Raw genomic sequence first — 20,241 nt, forward strand, 5'->3', positions numbered from 1 at the left:
GCGTTTGGCGACCGCCTTGAAGTCAAAGGCGAAATCGCGCGCCGGCGACGGCCGACGCGCGATCCATTGCAACTGGAAGTCCTCGGTCAGGCCTCGACGCCGACCCCGATGGGACAGACCACCCCCGTGCCGCCGATCCCGCAGTAGCCGCCTGGATTCTTGGCCAGGTACTGCTGGTGATAATCTTCCGCGTAGAAGAACTCGGGCGCCGGCTCGATCTCGGTGGTGATGTCGCCGAGACCGCGCTCGGCCAGAGCGCCGGCGTAGGCCGCCTTCGAGGCCTCCGCCGCCCGCGCCTGGGCGTCGGAATGGGTGTAGATGCCCGAGCGATATTGGGTGCCGATGTCGTTGCCCTGGCGCATGCCCTGGGTCGGGTCGTGGTTTTCCCAGAACGCCTTCAGCAGCGTCTCGTAGGAAACGACCTTGGGGTCGAACACCACCCGCACGGCCTCGGTGTGGCCCGTGCGGCCGGTGCAGACCTCCTGATAGGTCGGGTTCGGCGTCTGGCCCGCGATGTAACCGACGGCAGTCACGTAGACGCCGGGAATCTTCCAGAAGATGCGCTCGACACCCCAGAAACAGCCCATGGCGAAGGTGGCGACCTCCAGCCCGGCGGGAAGCGGCCCCTTCAGGGGGCGGCCGTTGACGAAATGGCTCTCGGCGGTGGGGATCGCCTCGGGGCGGCCGGGCAGGGCGGCGCCGGGGGCGGGCATCTCCAGCGACTTGGTTCCGAACATGTGTGGGACCTCGGGAGGATTGGGGAAGGGGCCGCGCGAGCGGCGTTGACCATGATGTAAGACGCCGCCCGACTGATTTCATCCCGCCGCGCCGCCGGGCTCGCTGCGGCGGGCCCGACCCGCTAGGGTTTGCATCATGACCGACAGTGCGCAAATCCCGCCGGATATCCAAGCAGCCTACGCGGCGGCCGACGCCCTGCGCCGCGAACGCCGCCTCGACGTCGCGCTCGACGCCTTCACCGCCCTGCTTGCGCCGCTGGAGGCCGGCGACGACGTCGACCTGCTCGGCAAGACCTATGACCACGCCGCCACCCTGGCGGCTCGCCTCAAACAATGGGACGTGGTCGAAACCCTGGCCCGCCGCGCCGTCGCCCGCCTGCCGGGCCTCGCGGCCGGCCATACGCGGCTGGGCGAAGCCCTGCTCTCCACCGGCCGCCGGGCGGAAGCCCAGGCCGCTCTCGCCCGGGCCTTGACCCTCGATCCCGACGATGGCGAGGCCCGGGTGCTGCAGCACCTGGCCTCGCGCCCGGCCGACGCCGCCCGCAAGGTCGCCCGCACAAGGCCTTGGCCGGTGCGCCAAAGTTTGTTCGAGGAGCCGGCCGAGCTGATCCGTCGCTATCTGCTGCGCGGCCATCCCGCCGACCTGGCGGTCAGCAAGGCGACGCGGTTCGTCACCATCGGCTCCTGCTTCGCCCACGGCCTGGGCAAGCGCCTCGGCGCCGCCGGCTACAGCGTCCGCAACGAGCAGATCGGCGAGGAGGTCAACAGCCCGGTGGCCAATCGCTGGATGTTCGACTGGCTCGAGCGCGGCCCGCGCGGGCCGGTCACCACCGTGATGCAAGGCCTGTTCGGCGAGGACGCCCGGGAGCGCATGCGCCAGGCCCTGGTCGAGGCCGACATCGTGGTCCTGACCCTCGGCGTCGCGCCCTGCTTTTTCGAGGCGGCCACCGGCGACTTCGTCTTCCTGCCCAACGATTCGAGCGCCGCGCGCGACTACCTCACCGACGCCTGCGTCATGCGCACCACCACCGTGGCCGAGAACGTCGCCGCCATCGGCGACATCCTCGCCGTCGTCGACCGCCTGTCCGGCGGGCGGGCGCGGGTGGTGCTTACCGTCTCGCCGGTGCCGCTGGCCGGCACCAACGAGTTCGAGAACGCCGTCGTCGCCGACTGCCTGTCCAAGTCGACCCTGCGCCTCGCCTGCCATGAGGCGCTGTCCGGTCAGGCGCGCGCCGGCCAGGCCGTCTACTGGCCGAGCTTTGAGATCGTCCGTTGGCTCGGAGGCCATTTCGGCCCCTCGGCGCCGCCGGCCTTCGGGGGCGACGACGGCAATACGCGCCACGTCTCCAAGTGGCTGGTGAAGCTGATCGTGCGGCTGTTCCTCGAACACTACGGCGCCGCCGAAGGCGAGGTCGCGCGGGCTTCCTGAGGCCGTGGCGGCAAGCCGCTTGCCCCGAAGGGCGCCCTGAGTATATTGCGCGCCTTCCGCGTCCGGCCCGGCTTCGCCTCGGCTCGCAGCGTGGGTGCGGTGGCCGAGTGGTTGAAGGCGCACGCTTGGAAAGCGTGTTTAGGGGAAACTCTAACGTGGGTTCGAATCCCACCCGCACCGCCAGCGCTGGCGCGACATCATTCGTCGGCGACGGGAAGCGTCACCATGGCGGTGAGCCCACGGCTTTTATTGATCAGCAGGATGTCCCCGCCGTGGCTTCGGGCGATCGACCGCGCGATCGCAAGGCCAAGTCCGACGCCTTCCGCCGAGGCGCCGGCCGTGGGGCTGCGGTAGAAGGGGGCGAATACGGCTTCAAGCTCGGATTCGGGTAGGCCCGGCCCTTCGTCGTCAATGGCCACGCACGCCTCGCCTGCTACTCTCGCAATGCGAACCTGGGCGCGGCCGCCGTATTTGGCGGCATTGCTGATCAGGTTCTGAAACAGGCGCTGCAGAGCCACCGGGTCTGCCTCGACGACCAGCGGGGCGTCGAGCGGCATGCTCACATCGGCTCCGGTGGCGGCGGCCTCGTCCACGGCGCAGGCCACCAGCGACGCGAGGTCCACGCGACGACGTGGAGACGATTGGCTGTCTTCGCGGATGAAGGTGATGACGCTGTCGATCATCCGCTCCATCTGCCGAATGTCGGACAGTAATGGCTCTTGAACCGAGGGCTTTTCTTTCTCCAGCTTGAAGCGCATGCGCTGGAGCGGGGTTCGCAGATCGTGTGAAATCGCGCCCATCATTCCCACGCGATCACTGACGAAGCGTGCAATGCGGGTCTGCATGGCGTTGAATGCCCCAGCGGCGACGATAATCTCGGATGATCCGGAAAGTTCGAGCGGGCTGACTTGTTGGGCTCGGCCCAGTCGGTCGGCGCTGGAGGCCAGTCTCCGAAGCGGAGCGCTGATATTACGCGAAAACCAGAAGGCCAGCGGCCCTACGATCATCAGGCCTCCGCTCACCCAGATGGCGATCCGCCTCACCCATTCATACTCGGGCTTCGGCGCGACCGTCTCCCATTGACCGTCCGGGCGTCTTAGCGCGGCGATGAACTGGCCCTTGACGCGGTCCGGGGTGATCCGGTCGTGCGGCTCGGCGGTGAGGTGGAACACGAATTCGGCTTGTCCGTTCTCCGGCCTGCCGGGATCGTTCTCCGGGGTGCTCCAGTAACTCGACCGTGCGCGGCCGGACGTAAGAATGACCAGGACGGGGGAGGGACGCAGTTGCAGCCTGACATCCCCCCCGCCGGCCCCCAGGGCGCCGGCGAGATGGGTCGCTCCGCTAGCCTCCACCGCATCGACCGGCGGCTGCATGTCCGCCGGCAGCCTGCGCACGGTGCGCCGCTGCAGCCTGGCCAATTTGGATAGGCTGCCGGGATCGCCTTTGAGGGCATTGGCGATCTGAGCGTAGGTGAATTCCGGCGCCGGCGGTGGCGGTGCTATAACGATTGCGGATATTGTAAGAATTTGGGCGACGACGAAAGTAATGAGTACGATCGTGAATACCTGCATTCCAAGAGATAAGGATTGGAATTTCCTCATTTCCGCAATACGTCGCACCCCAGGCTATAGCCTACTCCGCGATGGGTGCTTATCAGGTCGTCTCTTCCGTAGAGGCTTAGCTTCTTCCTCAGGCGGCTGATCTGTAGATCGATCGAGCGGCTGTCCGGGAAGGCGTCGTTCTGGCTGGCGCAGAGCAGTTCCTCGCGGGTCATGCCTCGCCCGGCGTTGAGTAGCAGGGCGCCCAGGATCGACGACTCGCCCCCGGTCAGGGGAATCTGCGCGCCGTCGCCGGCTATGAGGTGCCGCCGCACCGGGTCGTATATGAAGCCGGCGAAGTGGAAGAGCGCGCCTCGATTCGCTCCCGAGGCTTCCTGTCGACGCAGCACCGCGCGGACCCTGGCCAGCAGTTCGCGGGGGCTGAAGGGCTTGGCCAGATAGTCGTCGGCGCCGAGCTCCAGTCCCATGACCCGGTCGGCCTCTTCACCGGCGGCGCTGGCCATGATGATCGGCGTGCCCTTGCGGCTGACCCTCTGGCAGATGGATATGCCGCTTTCGCCGGGAAGGCCCAGGTCGAGAACCACCAGGTCGATGGTTTCATGCGACATGCAGGCGTCCATCGTCGGCCCGTCGGGCGCGACGGAAACCAGGAAGCCCTTTTCCGAAAGATAGCTCGAGATATGGCCCCGTAGTTCGGGATCGTCGTCCACGATCAGGATGCGGGGGCTGCGCTCGGTCATTTCGTCATGCTTCGACGAACGCCGGTTTTGCGCAAGGGCAAAGTTTCGGGCGCTCCGCGTCCGAGGTTTCATGTCAACCTCGATGCATTTCCCCGGAAGTGTGTGGCGGATGACAATCTTCCGCCGGTAGTGCATCGGAAGTGATGCCAATGTAAATCTAAAGACAAGCTACTTTGTCGTTTCTCAATGGGTCATAATTGTGACTGGACATTTCCTATGAGTATGTGCGACTTCATAGGTCAGGGGCTGTCTATTCAAGGACGCGCCTTAACGAACGGCGAGACACGTCGTCGGAGGGAACGCGAGCTCATTGCAAATTCGCGCACCCGTCCTTCCGCACCGGAGGGCGGGTGAGCCCCGCCGCAATAGAGCGTGAACGGCGCCGTCGTGGCGTCGAAAAGAAACGATGGGGAGTGCTAGTTTGATGTCTGAATACAATTCAAAGCCGCGCGGACTGAAGGCCGCGATGGCCGCGGGGGTCGCCGTCACGGCGCTCCTGTCCGGCGGGCAGGCGTTCGCTCAGAGCGCCCCGGCCAGCACCGTTGAAGAAGTGGTGGTCACCGGTTCGTCGATCCGCGGCGTGGCGCCGGTGGGCTCGCAGCTGATCGGCGTGACGCGCGACCAGATCAACGCGGTCGCCCCGACCAACGTCAAGGACCTGCTGGCGACCGTTCCGACGCTCGGCAACTTCGGCACCAACGCCGAACAATCGACCCCGAACCGCTTCCGCACCCAGGGCTACCTGGCCAACATCCACAACGTCGGCATCTACGCCACCCTGACCCTGATCAACGGCCACCGCGTGGCCGCGACGGGCACGGAAGGCTCCTTCCCCGACCCGTCGGCCGTTCCGCCGATCGCCGTGCAGCGCACGGAAATCATCGCCGACGGCGCCTCGGCCATCTACGGCTCGGACGCCACCGCCGGCGTGGTCAACTTCATCTTCCGCAAGCCGTTCGACGGCGTGGAATTCACCGCCACCCACTCGTTCGACGGTGAGACCAGCTACCAACGCCAGAACATCGGCATCATCGGCGGCAAGACCTGGGACGGCGGCGGCTTCATGCTCGCCTACGACTATTCGACCAACGACTCGCCGCTGAACACCGAGATCCCCTTCCTTAACCTGGGCGGCGACCAGCGCTCGCGCGGTGGCCGCGATCTGCGCGGCACCACCTGCCTGACGCCGACCTTCCGCGCGGTTTCGCCGACCAACGGCGCCGCCTTCGGCCCGACCACCGGCATCAATCAGCAGACGGGCGCCTTCACGAACACCACGGCGGACTACCGGTGCGGTCGCCTCGGCCTCCCCACCACGATCATCAGCAATGGTGAGCGTAACGCTTTCCTGGGCACGATCGAACATCAGCTGACCGATAACGTGAAGGTCTGGGGTGAGCTGAACTACAGCCACTTTGAAGGCCGCTCGCTCGGCAACGCCTTCAACCTCAACATCGCGGTGCCGAAGTCCAACCCGTTCCTGACCCAGGCCAACACGCCGCCGGCGCTCTGGGACCAGCTGCAGTCGGGCGCCATCGACTCGGTGTTCGTCAACCGCAGCGGCATTCCGTTCTTCCCGGGGCGGTTCATTTCGGGCGGCAGCGCCACGGCCACCACCTTCGTCTCGGGCCTGGACATCGACCTGGGCGCGGAATGGAAGGGCACCGCCTCGCTGGTGATCTCGCGGACCCGCGACTACAACTGGGGCAACGAGCCGGACCTGATCAACCTGAAGAACGCCCTGGCCGACACCAACCCGGCCACCGCGTTCAACATCTTCGGCGACGCCTCGAACAACAACCCGGCCACCCTCGCCAAGATCAACAACAAGACCGGCCAGTACAACTGGGGTCAGCAGGGCCTGCAGGAACTGCAGTTCAAGGCTGACGGCCCGGTCATGGAACTGCCTGGCGGCACCGCCCGCATGGCCGTCGGCGCCTCGTTCCGCGCCACTCAGGCCAACGCCCTGCAACTGGCCGGGTCGCGTAACCCGAACGCCGGCTACAACGCCGTCGTCCGCGACGACCACCCGCGCCAGCAGGTCTCGGCCGCCTTCTTCGAAGCCAACATCCCGGTGGTCGGCGATGGCAACGCCATGCCGCTGGTTCAGGAGCTGACCCTGTCGGTTTCCGGCCGCTACGACTACTACGACCGCTACCAGGGCACCTTCAACCCGAAGTACGGCGTGGTCTGGGCTCCGATCTCCGGCCTGCGGTTCAACGCCTCCTACGGCACCAACTTCAACGCCCCGAACGTCGGCCTGCTGACCGGCCTGTTCGGCCAGCCGAGCTACAATGCCGCCGGCGGCAACGTCATCGGCTACGGCCCCTACAAGGGCACGACCCTGGCGAACTACAACGGCTACGTCCTGTCGGGCCAAGGCGGTAACCTGCTGACGCCGGAAGAGGCCAAGACCAAATCGGTGGGTGTCTCGTGGACCCCCGACTTCATCCCGGGTCTGCGCGCCGGCGTGAACTGGTACAAGATCGACTACACCAACCTGTTCTTCAAGGTTACGGGCAGCGACCTGATCACCAACGAGACCTTCGCCGCCCTGGCGGAGTTTTACCCGACGCAGGAACGGATGGACGAAATCCTGCGCCTGTATCCGCCGTCGAACGCGATCCTGATCCCGAACTTCGACTACGTGAACCACACCGAGGCCGTGAACCTCGGCACGCGGATCTACGAAGGCATCGACTACGACATCAGCTACTCGTTCCCCACCGAGAACCTGGGCCAGTTCCGCCTTGGCGTGACCGCCAACCAACAGCTGCAATACAAGCAGCAGGCGCTTGCCGGTCAGCCGTTCCAGGATCGCTTCAACACCACCGACGTCGTCGAGTGGAAGGCGCGCTTCAACGCCGGCTGGATCTATAACAACATCACGGCCAACGTCTTCTACAACTACACTGGCGAATACACGAACCAGAACTCGGTGATCGTGAAGAACCAGAAGGTGGACGCGTTCAAGACCGTCGACCTGTCGGTGGCCTACGAGTTCCCGAACCTGATGAAGGGCATCACCCTGCAAGGCCAGGTCAACAACCTGTTCGACAAGGATCCGCCCTTCTTCGACAACGCCAACGGCTACAACGGGAGCTGGGCTTCGCCCTATCCGCGCAGCTACACCCTGACCCTGCGCGGCAAGTTCTAAGCCAGGGATCGAGACGACCGCCGGTCTCTTACCCTTTGCGAGTACCGGTTTTACTGGCCGCCGTGGCGACACGGCGGCCTTTTCTTTGCCGATCTATGGCGCCCGGCTGGTGGCCGAGGGGCCGCGCGTGCGGGCCCACGAGGTGGGGCCGTCGGCTTCGCCTAGGGCCGCGGAACCACCAGGATCGCGCGGAAATCGTTGACGTTCGTCCGCGTCGGACCGGTGACCACAAGGTCGCCGAGGGCGTCGAAAAAGCCGCCGCTGTCGTGCTCCTCCAGGCTGGCGTGGGCGTCGAGCCCTAGGGCGTGCGCCCGTTGCAGGGTGTCGGGGGCGAGCAGGGCGCCGGCCCCGCCGCCGCTGGCGCCGTCCTCGCCGTCGGTGTCGCCGGCCAGGCCCCAGACGCCCGGCGCGCCATCCAGCGCCTGGCCAAGCGCCAGCAGGAATTCGGTGTTGCGCCCGCCGCGCCCAGCCTTGCCGCCGCCGATGGTCACCGTCGTCTCGCCGCCGGAAAGGATCACCGTCGGCCGGGGGCGTTCGGCGAGGGCCAGGGCGGCCATGCTCACGCCCAACTCAGCGCTTTCGCCTTCCAGATCGTCTCCTAGGATCTCGACCTCCAGCCCGACGTCACGGGCAACGGCGGCGGCGGCCTGCAGCGCCATGCCGGGCGTCGCGATCATCCGGACCTCGGCGCGGGCGACGAGCGGCGGCGGCTCGGCCCGGCGCAGGCGCTCGATCACGGCGTCAGGCACGCGGCCTGCCAGCCGGGCGATGGCCTCGGACAGGTCCATGTCCGCATAGCGGTCCTCCACCGTCGGTCCCGAGGCGATGGCGGCCGGGTCGTCGCCGGGGATGTCGCTGATCGTCAGGGTGACGATACGCGCCGGGGCGGCCGCTGCGGCCAGCTTGCCGCCCTTGATGCCAGACAGCCGCCGACGCACGGCGTTCATCGTGCGGATGTCGAGGCCCGAGGCCAGCAGGGCGCGGTTGGTCGCCTGTTTGTCGGCCAGCGTCAGGCCGGGCGCTGGGAGGGACAGGACCGAGGAGCCGCCGCCGGAGATCAGGGCCAGCACCAGGTCGTCCGGGCCGAGTCCCCGCACCGCCGCCATGATCTCTCGCGCCGCCGCCTCGCTGGCTTCGTCCGGCACCGGATGCCTCGCCTCGCGCACCGCGATCCGCCGGGTGTCGTTGGTTCCGTAACCGTAGGGGGCGACCACGACGCCGCTGAGCGGCGCGTGCGGCCACGCGGCCTCGACCGCCAGCGCCATGGCGGCCGCGGCCTTGCCGGCGCCGACGACGACGCAGCGCCCCTTCGGGGGTTCGGGCAGGTGGGCGGCGAGCACCTCGGCGGGGTCGGCGCTGGCGATCGCGGCGGCGAACAGGGCGCGCAGCAGCTCACGGGCCGCGCCGTCATGCCCTTGCGCCAGGTCCGTCAGCACGGCGTCCACCCAGGCTCCCTTCCGTCCCACATCGGCCGGTTTGGCTATCATCTGCGACCCCGCCTCACAACGGCTCCCAAGGGGCCTCTTGACGAACGACTTCAATAGCGAATACGTTATTGCATGGAAGATGGTCGGGGCGACCTGACTCAATCCGCAGCCGTCTCAAAGGCCGCTGCGCCGCTTCTGATGAGTGCCGTCGGTCTCAGTGGGAGTTCATCGAAGATATCGAGGACATCGATAGAGGACCAACGCGTCGTGGTCAGAAGTAAGCGTTAGCGAAAACAATAACCGTGGTCGGAGGAACGCCAGGATGTCGAACGCAACTACGCTAAGTTCTCGTAAGAAGATTCTTCTTCACGCTTCCGCTTCTGTCGCTGTTTTCACGGGGCTGCTGGCGGGCCCTTTGGCGGCCCATGCTCAAAGCGAACCCGCCGCGCAATCCACGGTCGAGGAAGTGGTTGTCACCGGCACCAGCATTCGCGGCGTGGCGCCAATCGGATCCAATCTCGTATCCGTTGGTCGTGAGGCGGTCGAGAAGACCGCCGCGGTCAACGCCACCGAACTGACCAATACCGTGCCCGCGATCACGACCTCCGGCTCGGCGCCGGTGGGCGAGAACGTGTTCTCGTACTATTCGCCGCAGATTCACAGCCTGGCCGGCAGCGCCTCGAACACCACCCTGGTGATCGTCGACGGGCTTCGCATGCCCGGCGGCGGCACGCAGTTCGGTCAGACCGATCCCAATATCCTGCCGACCGGCGCCATCCAGCGGGTCGAGGTCCTCGCGGACGGCGCGTCCTCGGTCTACGGCTCGGACGCCGTCGCCGGCGTCGTCAACTATATCCTCCGTCGCAGCTTCGACGGCTTTGAAGTCGCCGGACGGACGGGCCGGGCGAAGGATTTCACCAGCTACGACATCAACGGCATCTGGGGCAAAACCTGGGATACCGGCGGCGTCTATATCGCCGCTCAGCATTCCTATCAGGATCCGCTGCTCAACCGCTCGCGCGGCTTCCTCAGCAAGGGGGACTACCGGGACCAGGGCGGCCGCAATGTGCAGAGCTTCGCCTGCTCGCCGGCGACGATCCGCACCCCTCTATCGGGCAATAACGTCTATGTGACGCCGTCATCGACCACCACGGTCGCCAATATTCCCGACAACGCGCCCTGCAATAATTCCATCTACGGCGCCGCGATCCAGCAGAATGAGCGTTCGAACGTTCTCCTGAGAGTGTTCAACACGTTCGGCGACAAGCTGACGGTCACCGCGACCGCGAACTACAACTATCTCAATGGCGGACGGCCCTCGGGCCCGGGGTCGGTGACCAACGCCACCGTTTTCGGACCCGGTTCAGGGCGTGGCGGCCAGATCAACCCGTTCTTCGTGGCCCCGGCCGGGGAGGCCGGCGCGAGCCAGGAAGCCATCACCTGGGCCGCCATCCGGCCGGGCGACGACTACGGCGAGCAGATCGCCAGCAACGACACCTTCTATCTGTTCGGCACGGCCGAGTACGAGATCAACGACAACTGGTCGTTCAAGGTCAGCGACGCCTATGGGCGCAGCCGTAGCAGCCTGGTGCAGCGCGGTTCGTTCTGCGGCGCCTGCGCTCTTCTGGCCTTGAACGGCACGAGCCAGGCGAACGGCAGCCTCACCGCCAGCTCGGTTTCCGGCGCCAACGTCATCGCCCTGAACCTGCCGCTCACGGCCGCGAACGCCCTGGACATCTGGCAACCGAACGGGGGCCGGACCTCCGCGGCGGTCATGGCGCAACTGTACAGCAACAACAGCTCGCTGACGCACTGGAACAACTTCAACCAGACCAAGGCTGAATTGCAGGGGGCGTTGCTCACCCTGCCGGCGGGGCCGCTGCGCATGGCCGTGGGCGCCGAATACATGTGGAACAAGCAGGACGTCGAGGACATCAGCCCCGGCAATACCGGCAATAGCCTGGTGGGTTCGAACTACACCGTGTTCCACCTCCAGCGCAGCGTCAAATCGGCCTACGTGGAGTTCGTCGCGCCGATCGTCTCGCCCGAGATGGGCGTGCCTCTCGTCCGCAAGTTCGATCTGAACGTCTCGGGTCGCTACGACAGCTATGAGGATGTCGGCGAGACCACCAATCCGAAAGTCGCCGCCAACTGGGAGGTCTTTGAGGGGCTGCGCCTGCGGGGCAACTGGGCGACCGCCTTCGTCGCGCCCCCGATGGCCTCCATCGGCATTCCCTCCCTGGGTTACCAGCGCACCGCGAACGGGGCGAGCGTCTCGGGCGCATTCTTCGTGCCGGTGACGCTGTATCCGGAAGCCAAGCTGCTGCCCGGTTGCGCCGCGGCGACCACCACCTGTCAGATCGGCACGGGGATCAACCAGGGCCTGGGCCGTTCCTATGGCATCGGGCCCAACGCCAAGCCGCAGACGGGCGACAGCTGGTCAGTCGGCTTTGACTTCAACCCCGTCTTCCTGCCCGGCTTCGCTTCGTCGATAACCTTCTGGAGCAACACCTTCGAAGGCGGCGTCAATCGCCCTGACGTCTCGCAGCAGCTCTATTCCAACGCCCTGCATGACAGGTTGCAGATCTGCCCGACGGGATGCACCACCGATCAGATCAACGCCTTCACCAACGTGGCGAATGGCGGCACGCTCAACGGTACCCTGCCGGCCACGGTCTACTTCCTCAACAACAACGACCAGGGCAACCTCCTCAACCTGAGTGTGCAAGGCGTCGACTTTAACTTCGCCTATCGCTGGGAGACCGATGCCCTGGGCGCGTTCACCGCCGGCGCCAACGGGACCTACTACACCAAGTTCGACCAGGACTTCGGCGACACGCCGTTCAGCGTGCTCAACACCTCCGGCTCGAACTCGACGTTCCCCTCGATTCAGGAGCGCTATCGCTTCCAGCTGGGCTGGAGGCTTGGCGCATTCTCGATCGACGGCTTCATGAACTACACGGGGTCGTACAAGAACTGGAACAACGGCTCGGTCATTCCCGTCACCACGAGCGTGGCCGGCATCCCCAACGGCGGCGGCGACACGGTGAAGTCGAACAAGATCTACGATCTCCACGCCGAGTACGACCTGGGCCTCGATATGTTGAAGCGCGGCGTGGTCTATCTGGACGTGAAGAACCTCTTCGACACGGACCCGCCGTTCTACAGCGGCAACACCGGCGGCACCGGCGTCGGCGGCTATGGCTACAACGCCTATGTTTCCAATCCGATCGGCAGGCTGGTGTCGGTGGGGTTCCGGGCGGCGTTCTAGGGCCTTGCGCTAAGGCGCTTTGGGGGCGGGCCATCTGCTCGCCCCCAAACCTGTCGCTGGCGTCGACTCTAGCGCATGGATAGTCTTGCTATTGAACGCAGAGGTGTTGTGCGCCGCGGGGCTGGCCTTCAGCGGCTTTTTTTGCTTTTACCCACGCCATCCACGAACGGGCTCGCCAAGGTGTCCTTCCAGAACCGCGAAGAGGGGGCATTGCGCTGATGCCGGCCGCCAACGCCTCGAGCAAGCGACAGACCACCCGCGACCAGCCGCGCCAGTCCGTCACGGAGCTGGCCTACCGCGAAATCCGCCGCCAGATTCTCGATGGCGAAATGCCGGCCGGCTTCCAGATCACCGAACAGGACCTGGCCGAGCGGCTGAAGATCAGCCGCACGCCGACGCGTGAGGCCCTGCTGCGCCTGGAAGGCGAGGGGCTGATCGAAATCTGGCCGCGCCACGGGATGCGCGTGAAGCACATCTCTGTCGACGACCTGCGCGAGATCTACGAAATTCTCACGGCTCTGGAGGCCGCCGCCGCCAGCCTCGCCGCCAGCCGCAAGCCGGGCGCCGCCATGATCGCGGCCATGCGGCGCAGCATCACCGAGATGGATGAAGCCCTGGCGCGGGACGATCTGCGCGAATGGGCCAATTCCGACGAACGCTTCCATCGCCTGCTGGCCGAGGCCAGCGGCAACAAGCGGTTGGTCGAGGTGGTCGACACCTTCTTCGGCCAGGCCCACCGGCTGCGGATGATGACCCTGCGTCTGCGGCCCAAGCCTTCAGGCTCCAACCGCGACCACGAGGCGGTGGTCGACGCCATCGCCTCGCAGAACGCCGAGGAGGCCGAGCGCATCCACCGTCAGCACCGCGAGCAGAGCGGCAGGATGCTGATCACCCTGCTGGAAAAGCACGGCATCACCTCGCTCTAGCCCTCACGGCAGGCGATAGCTCCAGTGCGGGCAAGGCGCCCCGGCTATCTCGCTGGCGAAGCCATAGATGGTTTCGCCGTGCAGGCAGCCCATCCAGGCCGATCGGCCGTCCCGGCCGCCGAAGGCGATGCTGGTCAGGTGCTGGTAGCGTACGTCCGGGATCGGCCCCAGATGGTCGCGCACCATCCGATAGCCGTCGAACGCGGCCTGGGCCTCGTTCGCGAAGCCTCGATTGGTCTCGGCGATAATCGTCGTCCGGCCGCCGTCCGGCGCGATGCGGACGATCTGATTGCAGATCAGGCTGGTCACCCACACGCCCCCTTCCACGTCGAAGGCGAAGCCGTCCGGGAAGAAGCCGGGGCCGAACTCGGCCACCAGCTCGGCCGCGCCGAGCGCCGAGCCCGCCGCTAGGGGAAAGCGGATCAGGCGCTTGCCGAAGGTCTCGACCACATAGATGTGGCTTCCTTGCGGATTGACCCGCGCCTCGTTGGTGTAGTGCAGGCCGTCGGCGACCACGCTGGCGCGGCCCTTGTCGATCAGGATCAGAAAGCCGTCCTTCACATCGGGTCGCCAGGCCCCCTGGCGCGGCAGGTGACGGGTGCTGACCGTCACCCAGATGCGCTCCTCGGCATCCAGAAAAACGAAGTTCGCCGGCGGCAGCGCCCGGCCCTCGAGCTGGGTCAGCACCGGCTCGAGGCCGCCGTCGGTGGTCAGATCCCACAGGCCTCCGTCGTCGCTGAGGTTGGCGATCAGGAAGGACCCGCGCGGCGTCGGCGTGACGCCGTTCGGCTTCAGGTCGACCGAGGGGCGCTCGGCGAGCCAGACGTGCTGGGTTCCATCGGCGCGGATCACGCCCACGCCGCCGCGCCAATCCGGCACATAGACGTCGCCATTCGGCGTCCCGACCACGCATTCGGGACGGTGCAGGTCACGGCCTAGGCTGTGCACTTCGGTGTTGGCCAGGGGGCGCATTGACAGTCTCAAGGTCGCTACGTAAACAAGGAATGCATCAACGTATACACTATCATCAAGGCGTCACGGAAATCCATATGTTGCTCGGCGCGATCGCGGATGATGTGACCGGCGCGACCGATCTCGCCTCGGTTCTGATGCGGGCGGGATGCCGCGTGGTGCTCACCATGGGCGTGCCCACGGCCGCGCCGCCGGCGGTCGATGCGATCGTCGTGGCCACCAAGTCGCGCACCGCGCCGCTCGCGGAAGCCAGGGCGATGACCGAAGCCGCCGCCGTCTTTCTGGAGCAGGCCGGAGCCGACCAGTTCTATTTCAAATACTGCTCGACCTTCGACTCGACCGAGCAAGGCAACATCGGCCCGCTCACCGACCTGCTGCTCGACCGCTTCGGCGCCGACTTCACCGTCTGCGTTCCGTCCTATCCGACGTTGAAGCGCACGGTTTACGAAGGTCACCTCTTTGTCGGCGATCAGCTGCTGTCGGACTCGCCGATGCGCGATCATCCGCTGACGCCGATGCGCGATTCCAATCTCGTGCGGCACCTCTCCAAGCAGACCCCGGGGCGCGTCGGTCTCGCGTCCTTCGCCGAGGTCGAGGCGGGGGAGGCGGCGACGCGTGCGCGTTTCGCGGCGCTGAGGGGCGAGGGCGTGCGCATGGCCATCGCCGACGCCATCACGGATCGGCATGTCGAGACCCTGGCGCGGGCGAGCCGCGACCTCAAGGTCGTCACCGGCGGCGCGGCCCTGGGCGGCGCCCTCGGCGGCGTTCGACTGGGCGGTGCGCGGCGCGACCCCCTGCGGTCGAGCGATCGCGGCGAAGGCCCCACGGCCCTGCTCAGCGGCAGCTGCTCGGCCATGACCCTGGCCCAGGTGGCGGGCGTCATCAACGACGTGCCCTCCTATCTGCTCGACCCTCTGCAATTGGCTTCGGATTCGACCGCCCTGCGGCGGGCGATCGACTGGGCGGTGGCGCATGCGGCGCGCGGCGACTTCCTCGTCTATTCCACCGCCGACGCCCAGGCCGTGCAGGGCGCGCAGTCGCTGCTCGGCCGCGACGAAGCGGCCTCGACCCTGGAGCACGCCTTCGCCCGGATCGCCGAGCGCCTCGCCCAGGCGGGCGTCCGGCGCTTCGTGGTCGCCGGCGGCGAGACCTCCGGCGCGGTCAGCCAGGCCCTGGGCGTGCGGATGCTGACCTTCGGCGACGAACTCGCCCCCGGCGTGCCCTGGACCCATACCCTTGAGCCCGAGGGCTATACCCTGGCGCTCAAGTCGGGAAATTTCGGCGGTCCGGACTTCTTCCAGCGTGCGCTCGCGCGATGACCGAGGCCGAAATCCGCACGTTGATGGTCGAATACGGCCGCTCGCTGTTCGAGCGCGGCTATGGCTGCGGCACATCCGGCAATCTCAGCGCCAGGCTCGAAGGGGGCGACATCCTGCTGTCGCCCACCAACGCCTCCCTCGGCCGTCTGGAGCCCGACGCCCTGACGCGGGTCAGCCCTTCCGGCGTGCATGTCAGCGGGGCGCCCGCCACCAAGGAGGATTGGCTTCACCTGGCCTTCTACCGGGCGCGTCCGGCCGCCGGCGCGGTGGTTCACCTGCATTCGACCCATGCTGTCGCCCTCTCGTGCCTGGAGGGGCTCAACGGCGTGGACGCCGTGCCGCCGATCACGCCCTATGCGGTGATGCGCTTCGGGGCCGTGGCCATGGTTCCCTACTTTCGGCCGGGCGACCGGTCCTTCGCCGGACTCATCGAGGACCTGGCCAAGGCGCATCGCGCGGTGCTGCTGGCCAACCACGGGCCTGTCGTCGTGGGGGCCGATCTGCCGGCCGCCATCGCCGCGGCCGAAGAGCTGGAGGAGACGGCCAAGCTGTTCTTCACGCTTCGCGGCCATCCGCACCGGGTGCTCACGCCCTTCCAGGTTAACGAACTGATCGAGGTGTTCGGTCAATGACTCCCTTTATCGTAGCTGTCCGCTTCAAGGTTCGGGCCGAACATGCCGAGGCGTTCCTGGCGCGGGTCAAGCGTCAGGCCGCCGACTCGCTGGCCTTGGAGGAGGCTTGTCGCCGCTTCGACGTCGCGACGGCGCCCGGGGATGGCGCCAGCGTCTTCCTCTACGAAATCTACGTTGACCGTGCGGCCTTCGACGCCCACCTCGCCTCCGCCCATTTCCTGGCGTTCGACGGGGAAGTGGGGCCTTGGCTCGAAAGCAAGACCGTCGAATTCTGGGAAGGGCCGCTGGCATGAACCGTCCCCTGCGCGGCGTCGCCGTCGGCGTCGGCTACTTCAGCCAGTTCCACTACGACGCCTGGAACCGCATTGAGGGGGTGGAGATGGTCGCCCTCTCGTCGCGGGACCGGCAACGCGCCGACGAGGCGGCCGAACGCTGGGGCGTGCCGCGCACCTGCGTCGACGTGGCCGCGATGCTCGACGCCGAGAAACCCGACTTCATCGACATCATCACCCCGCCGGAAACCCACGAGAAGTTCGTGCGGATGGCGGCGGAGCGTGGCGTGGCGGTGCTCTGCCAGAAGGCGCTGGCCCCGAGCATCCAGGAGGCGCGCGAAATCGTGCGGATCGCCGAGGACGGCGGCATCCGCTTCATGGTGCACGACAATTTCCGCTTCCAGCCCTGGCACCGCGAGATCCGCCGCCTGATCGACGACGGCCTGATCGGCGAGCTGCAGAGCATCAGCTGCCGCACCCGCATGGGCGACGGCTGGGGCGACGACGCCTATCTGGCGCGCCAGCCCTATTTCCGCGACATGCCGCAGTTCCTCGTCTTCGAGACCGGCGTCCATTTCATCGACGTGTTCCGCTATCTCGGCGGCGAGATCGTCGGCGCCTACGCCCAACTGAGGCGGCTCAATCCGGTGATCGCCGGCGAAGACCGGGGCCTGATGCTTTGTGAATTCGCGAGCGGCGCCACGGCCCTGTGGGACGCCGATCGCTACCACGAATCCACCTCGCCGGACGCGCGCTACACCTTCGGCGAGTTCCTGGTGGAAGGCTCAAAGGGGGCCTTGAGGCTGGATGAGGAGGGCGGCCTGAGCTTCAAGGCCCTCGGCCGCGACGCCGTTCCCCAGCCCTATGTTCACCAGCGCCGCGCCTTCGCCGGCGACTGCGTTTTCGCCACGGCCCGGCACTTCATCGACCGCCTGCGCGACGGCGCGCCCTTCGAATTGGAAGGCCACGACTACCTGCGCACCCTGGCCGTTCAGGAGGCCGTCTACCGCTCGGCGGGCTCGCGCCGGTTCGAAGTCGCGGGCTGACAATAGGCGGCTCGCGTCCGTTGACAGTGAATTCTACAACGTATACGTAAAAGAATGTGACGCTGGCTTCTGGGGGCGGCGTTCCTCACGCCAAGCGGGATAATTGGAGAGTCATCATGCCTGAGTTCCGGATCGCAGTATTTCCGGGCGATGGGATCGGCGTCGAGGTGATGGCGCCCTGTATGAGGCTTCTCGACGCCGTGGCGGCGAAGGTCGGCGGCTTCACCCTGAAGATGGACGTTCACGAGGCCGGGGCGGATCTCTACCGCCGCACGGGCGTCGCCATTCCTGAAAGCGCCACCGCCGCGGCCGCCGCGGCCGACGCCATCCTTCTCGGCGCCATGGGCCTGCCGGATGTGCGCTACCCGGACGGCACCGAGGTGCAGCCGCATCTCGACATGCGCGACAACTTCAAGACCTACGCGGGCGTGCGCCCCATCCAGATCATGGCCGGGGCGCCGACGCCCTTGGCCGATCCTCGCGCCGCCACGGTCGACGCCGTGCTGGTGCGCGAGTCCACCGAAGGCCTCTTCGCCTCGCGCGCCATGACCCGCAGGGAGGGCGACGCCGTCCTCGACACCATGCTGATCAGCCGGGGCGTCTCCGAGCGGCTGTTCGAATTCTCCTTCGCCCTGGCCCGCAGCCGCGCCAAGGTCCGAGGCGGGCCGCCGCGGGTCACCTGCGTCGACAAGGCCAACGTCATCCCTTCGCTGGCCTACTTCCGGACCATCTTCCTCGAGGTGGCGGCGCGCCATCCCGATGTGCGGTCCGACTGCATCTACGTCGACGCCTGCGCCCTTCGTCTGGTCAAGGCGCCGTGGGACTTCGACGTCATGGTCACCGAGAACATGTTCGGCGACATCCTCTCGGACCTCGGCGCCGCCCTGATCGGCGGCATGGGCATGGCCCCTTCGGCCGACATCGGCGACACCCAGGCCATCTTCCAGCCCTGTCACGGCACCGCGCCGGATATCGCCGGCAAGGGCCTCGCCAACCCGACGGCCATGTTCCTGTCGGCCGCCATGATGCTGGAATGGCTGGGCGAGAAACACGGGGTGGCCGCCTGCGGCGAGGCCGCCCAGCGGCTCAGCGCGGCGGTGAAGGCGGCCTTCGCCCCGGGCGACCTGGTCTCCTGCGAGAACGGCGGCTCCGCCGGTCTCAGGCAGATCACCGATCGCGTCGCCGCCGGCATACAGGGGGACTGATCATGGAGAAGGTGGGGCGCTCGCGTTGGTGGCTCGTCGCAGTCACCTTCACCCTGACCACGTTGCTCTACGTCGACCGGATCGCCATCTCCGCCGCGAAGACGCCGGTCACCGAAACCTTCCACCTCAGCGACACCCAGTTCGGCTGGATTCTCTCCGCCTTCGCCCTCGGCTACGCCCTGTTCCAGGCCCCTTCGGGCGCGCTGGCCGACCGCTTCGGCCCTCGCGTGGTCCTCGCCGCCATCGTCGTCCTCTGGTCGGCCTTCACCGGCCTGACGGGCCTCGCCTGGGGCTTCGTCTCCCTGCTCGCCTTCCGCTTCCTGTTCGGGGTCGCCGAGGCCGGAGCCTTCCCCACCTGCGCGCGGGCGCTCTATCAATGGCTGCCGGCCGGCGAGCGGGCCTTGGCCCAGGGGATCAACCTGTCCGGCTCGCGCCTCGGCGCTGCCTTCGCCCTGCCCGTGGTCGCCTGGCTGCTGACCCGCTTCGGCTGGCGGGAGGCCTTCTATGTCCTCGCGGCCATCGGGATCGTCTGGGCCATCGGCTGGTACCTCTGGTTCCGCGACACGCCGGAGGAGCACGGCTCCATCTCCGAAGCCGAGCAGGCCTTCATCGCCGCGGGCCGCGGCGGCGCCATCCAGGGGCAGCCCGAGAGCCCGCCGGCCGGCCTGATCTGGCGGTCGCCGAACATGTGGCTGCTGATGGGGCAGTACTTCGCTTCGAACTTCACCTTCTTCTTCACCCTGACCTGGCTGTTCCCCTACCTGCAGCGGACCTACGGCCTCAGCCTGGTGCAGACCGGTCTCCTCTCCGCGGTGCCGCTGATCGGCGGGGCCTGCGGCAACTGGCTCGGCGGCGGGGTGGTGGACGTCCTCTACCGCCGCGGCCACGTGCGGATCTCGCGCCGCTACACCGCGATGGTCGGCTTCGCCCTGGCGGCGATCGGCCTGGCCGGCAGCCTGACGGCGCACGACGCCGTCACCGCCGTGGGCTGGCTCACCCTGGCGGTGTTCGGCTCCGACATGACCACCCCGCCATCCTGGGCCTTCTGCATCGATATCGCCGGCAAGTACTCGGGGTCGGTGTCGGGGGTGATGAACATGGCGGGCAACCTCGGCTCGTTCTTCACCAGCCTGGCCTTCCCCTACCTGCTGGTCGCCTTCGGCAGCGCCCAGCCCTTCTTCATCATCGGAGCGGTGCTGAACCTCTTCGCCATCTTCTGCTGGTGGGCCGCGCGCCCCGAGCGAGGGCTCACCTGACGATCCACTGACGGGCCTCGCGGCTCGCCGGCGTGAAGCGGAACCATAGTCCGCGCGCGCCCCAACCTTGGGAGGATATCGATGCGTAAGCGTATGGGCGCCCTGCGGCGCCACGATGGGCGCCACGCCGGCCACGAGGCCCTGACGCGCCAGGATCACCGCGCCCGAGTCTCGCGGCGGCGTGGCGGCGCCAGGGCCCGCGCCTTCTTTCACCATTCCGCCGACATCCCCATCGCCAACCTCGGCAAGCCGCCGATGGTCCGACGGCGGCCATGACGCTGTCACCGGCCCTC

General features: G+C 67.2%; 16 protein-coding genes and 1 tRNA gene. 12 read left to right on the forward strand and 5 right to left on the reverse strand.

The window, feature by feature from the left end; all coding sequences use genetic code 11:
- Positions 1-86 precede the first annotated feature (86 nt).
- Positions 87-737 (reverse strand): peptide-methionine (S)-S-oxide reductase MsrA, encoded by a 651-nt coding sequence (gene msrA / locus ACFLIT_RS15535; protein ID WP_479912161.1) that lies wholly within the window; start codon positions 735-737, stop codon positions 87-89.
- Between the two features lie 136 nt (positions 738-873).
- Between msrA and ACFLIT_RS15540 the strand changes: the two genes are divergently transcribed.
- On the forward strand, positions 874-2,166 hold the full coding sequence (locus tag ACFLIT_RS15540) for a GSCFA domain-containing protein (RefSeq protein ID WP_479912162.1): 1,293 nt from the start codon (positions 874-876) through the stop codon (positions 2,164-2,166).
- Between the two features lie 93 nt (positions 2,167-2,259).
- Positions 2,260-2,349, forward strand: a tRNA-Ser gene (locus tag ACFLIT_RS15545).
- Positions 2,350-2,363: 14 nt separating this feature from the next.
- Here the strand turns inward: ACFLIT_RS15545 and ACFLIT_RS15550 are convergent.
- Together ACFLIT_RS15550 and ACFLIT_RS15555 are read right to left on the reverse strand one after the other, a co-directional pair.
- Positions 2,364-3,767: an ATP-binding protein gene (locus ACFLIT_RS15550; protein WP_479912163.1), complete on the reverse strand. Its 1,404-nt coding sequence runs from the start codon at positions 3,765-3,767 to the stop codon at positions 2,364-2,366.
- Positions 3,764-4,465 carry a response regulator gene (locus ACFLIT_RS15555; RefSeq protein ID WP_479912164.1) on the reverse strand — a complete coding sequence of 234 codons (702 nt, stop codon included), beginning with the start codon at positions 4,463-4,465 and terminating at the stop codon, positions 3,764-3,766. Before ACFLIT_RS15555 ends, ACFLIT_RS15550 begins: the two co-directional genes overlap by 4 nt.
- A gap of 424 nt (positions 4,466-4,889) precedes the next feature.
- Between ACFLIT_RS15555 and ACFLIT_RS15560 the strand changes: the two genes are divergently transcribed.
- Entirely contained in the window at positions 4,890-7,622 is a 2,733-nt protein-coding gene (locus ACFLIT_RS15560) for a TonB-dependent receptor domain-containing protein (RefSeq protein ID WP_479912165.1), read from the forward strand.
- Positions 7,623-7,783: 161 nt separating this feature from the next.
- Here ACFLIT_RS15560 and ACFLIT_RS15565 read toward each other — a convergent pair whose 3' ends face one another.
- Positions 7,784-9,067 (reverse strand): glycerate kinase type-2 family protein, encoded by a 1,284-nt coding sequence (locus ACFLIT_RS15565; RefSeq protein ID WP_479912166.1) that lies wholly within the window; start codon positions 9,065-9,067, stop codon positions 7,784-7,786.
- Positions 9,068-9,545: 478 nt separating this feature from the next.
- Between ACFLIT_RS15565 and ACFLIT_RS15570 the strand changes: the two genes are divergently transcribed.
- Both ACFLIT_RS15570 and ACFLIT_RS15575 read left to right on the forward strand, forming a co-directional pair.
- Positions 9,546-12,320 (forward strand): TonB-dependent receptor domain-containing protein, encoded by a 2,775-nt coding sequence (locus ACFLIT_RS15570; RefSeq protein WP_479912167.1) that lies wholly within the window; start codon positions 9,546-9,548, stop codon positions 12,318-12,320.
- 218 nt (positions 12,321-12,538) lie between these two features.
- Entirely contained in the window at positions 12,539-13,246 is a 708-nt protein-coding gene (locus tag ACFLIT_RS15575) for a GntR family transcriptional regulator (protein ID WP_479912168.1), read from the forward strand.
- 3 nt (positions 13,247-13,249) lie between these two features.
- On the opposite strand, the gene ACFLIT_RS15580 is transcribed toward ACFLIT_RS15575, so the two are convergent.
- Positions 13,250-14,218 (reverse strand): SMP-30/gluconolactonase/LRE family protein, encoded by a 969-nt coding sequence (locus tag ACFLIT_RS15580; RefSeq protein ID WP_479912169.1) that lies wholly within the window; start codon positions 14,216-14,218, stop codon positions 13,250-13,252.
- Between the two features lie 77 nt (positions 14,219-14,295).
- On the opposite strand from ACFLIT_RS15580, the gene otnK reads away from it, so the two are divergent.
- From otnK to ACFLIT_RS15615, 7 genes are all read left to right on the forward strand, one after another.
- Complete coding sequence (otnK, locus tag ACFLIT_RS15585) at positions 14,296-15,537, forward strand: 3-oxo-tetronate kinase (RefSeq protein WP_479912170.1); 1,242 nt, start codon at positions 14,296-14,298, stop codon at positions 15,535-15,537.
- The gene (gene otnC, locus ACFLIT_RS15590) at positions 15,534-16,169 is read left to right on the forward strand and encodes a 3-oxo-tetronate 4-phosphate decarboxylase (protein WP_479912171.1); all 636 of its coding nucleotides are present in this window, start codon (positions 15,534-15,536) and stop codon (positions 16,167-16,169) included. The genes otnK and otnC overlap by 4 nt, the downstream gene beginning before the upstream one ends.
- Positions 16,166-16,462 (forward strand): putative quinol monooxygenase, encoded by a 297-nt coding sequence (locus ACFLIT_RS15595; protein ID WP_479912172.1) that lies wholly within the window; start codon positions 16,166-16,168, stop codon positions 16,460-16,462. The genes otnC and ACFLIT_RS15595 overlap by 4 nt, the downstream gene beginning before the upstream one ends.
- A complete protein-coding gene (locus tag ACFLIT_RS15600) occupies positions 16,459-17,487 on the forward strand; it encodes a Gfo/Idh/MocA family protein (RefSeq protein ID WP_479912173.1) in 1,029 nt (342 codons plus the stop codon). Before ACFLIT_RS15595 ends, ACFLIT_RS15600 begins: the two co-directional genes overlap by 4 nt.
- Positions 17,488-17,603: 116 nt before the next feature.
- A complete protein-coding gene (locus ACFLIT_RS15605; RefSeq protein WP_479912174.1) occupies positions 17,604-18,692 on the forward strand; it encodes an isocitrate/isopropylmalate dehydrogenase family protein in 1,089 nt (362 codons plus the stop codon).
- Positions 18,693-18,694: 2 nt separating this feature from the next.
- Positions 18,695-19,948, forward strand: a complete 1,254-nt coding sequence (locus ACFLIT_RS15610) for an MFS transporter (RefSeq protein ID WP_479912175.1) — start codon at positions 18,695-18,697, stop codon at positions 19,946-19,948.
- 81 nt (positions 19,949-20,029) lie between these two features.
- Positions 20,030-20,224 (forward strand): hypothetical protein, encoded by a 195-nt coding sequence (locus ACFLIT_RS15615; protein ID WP_479912176.1) that lies wholly within the window; start codon positions 20,030-20,032, stop codon positions 20,222-20,224.
- The last annotated feature ends 17 nt before the right edge of the window (positions 20,225-20,241 follow it).

This window comes from Caulobacter sp. HJHS_5, from assembly GCF_056683955.1.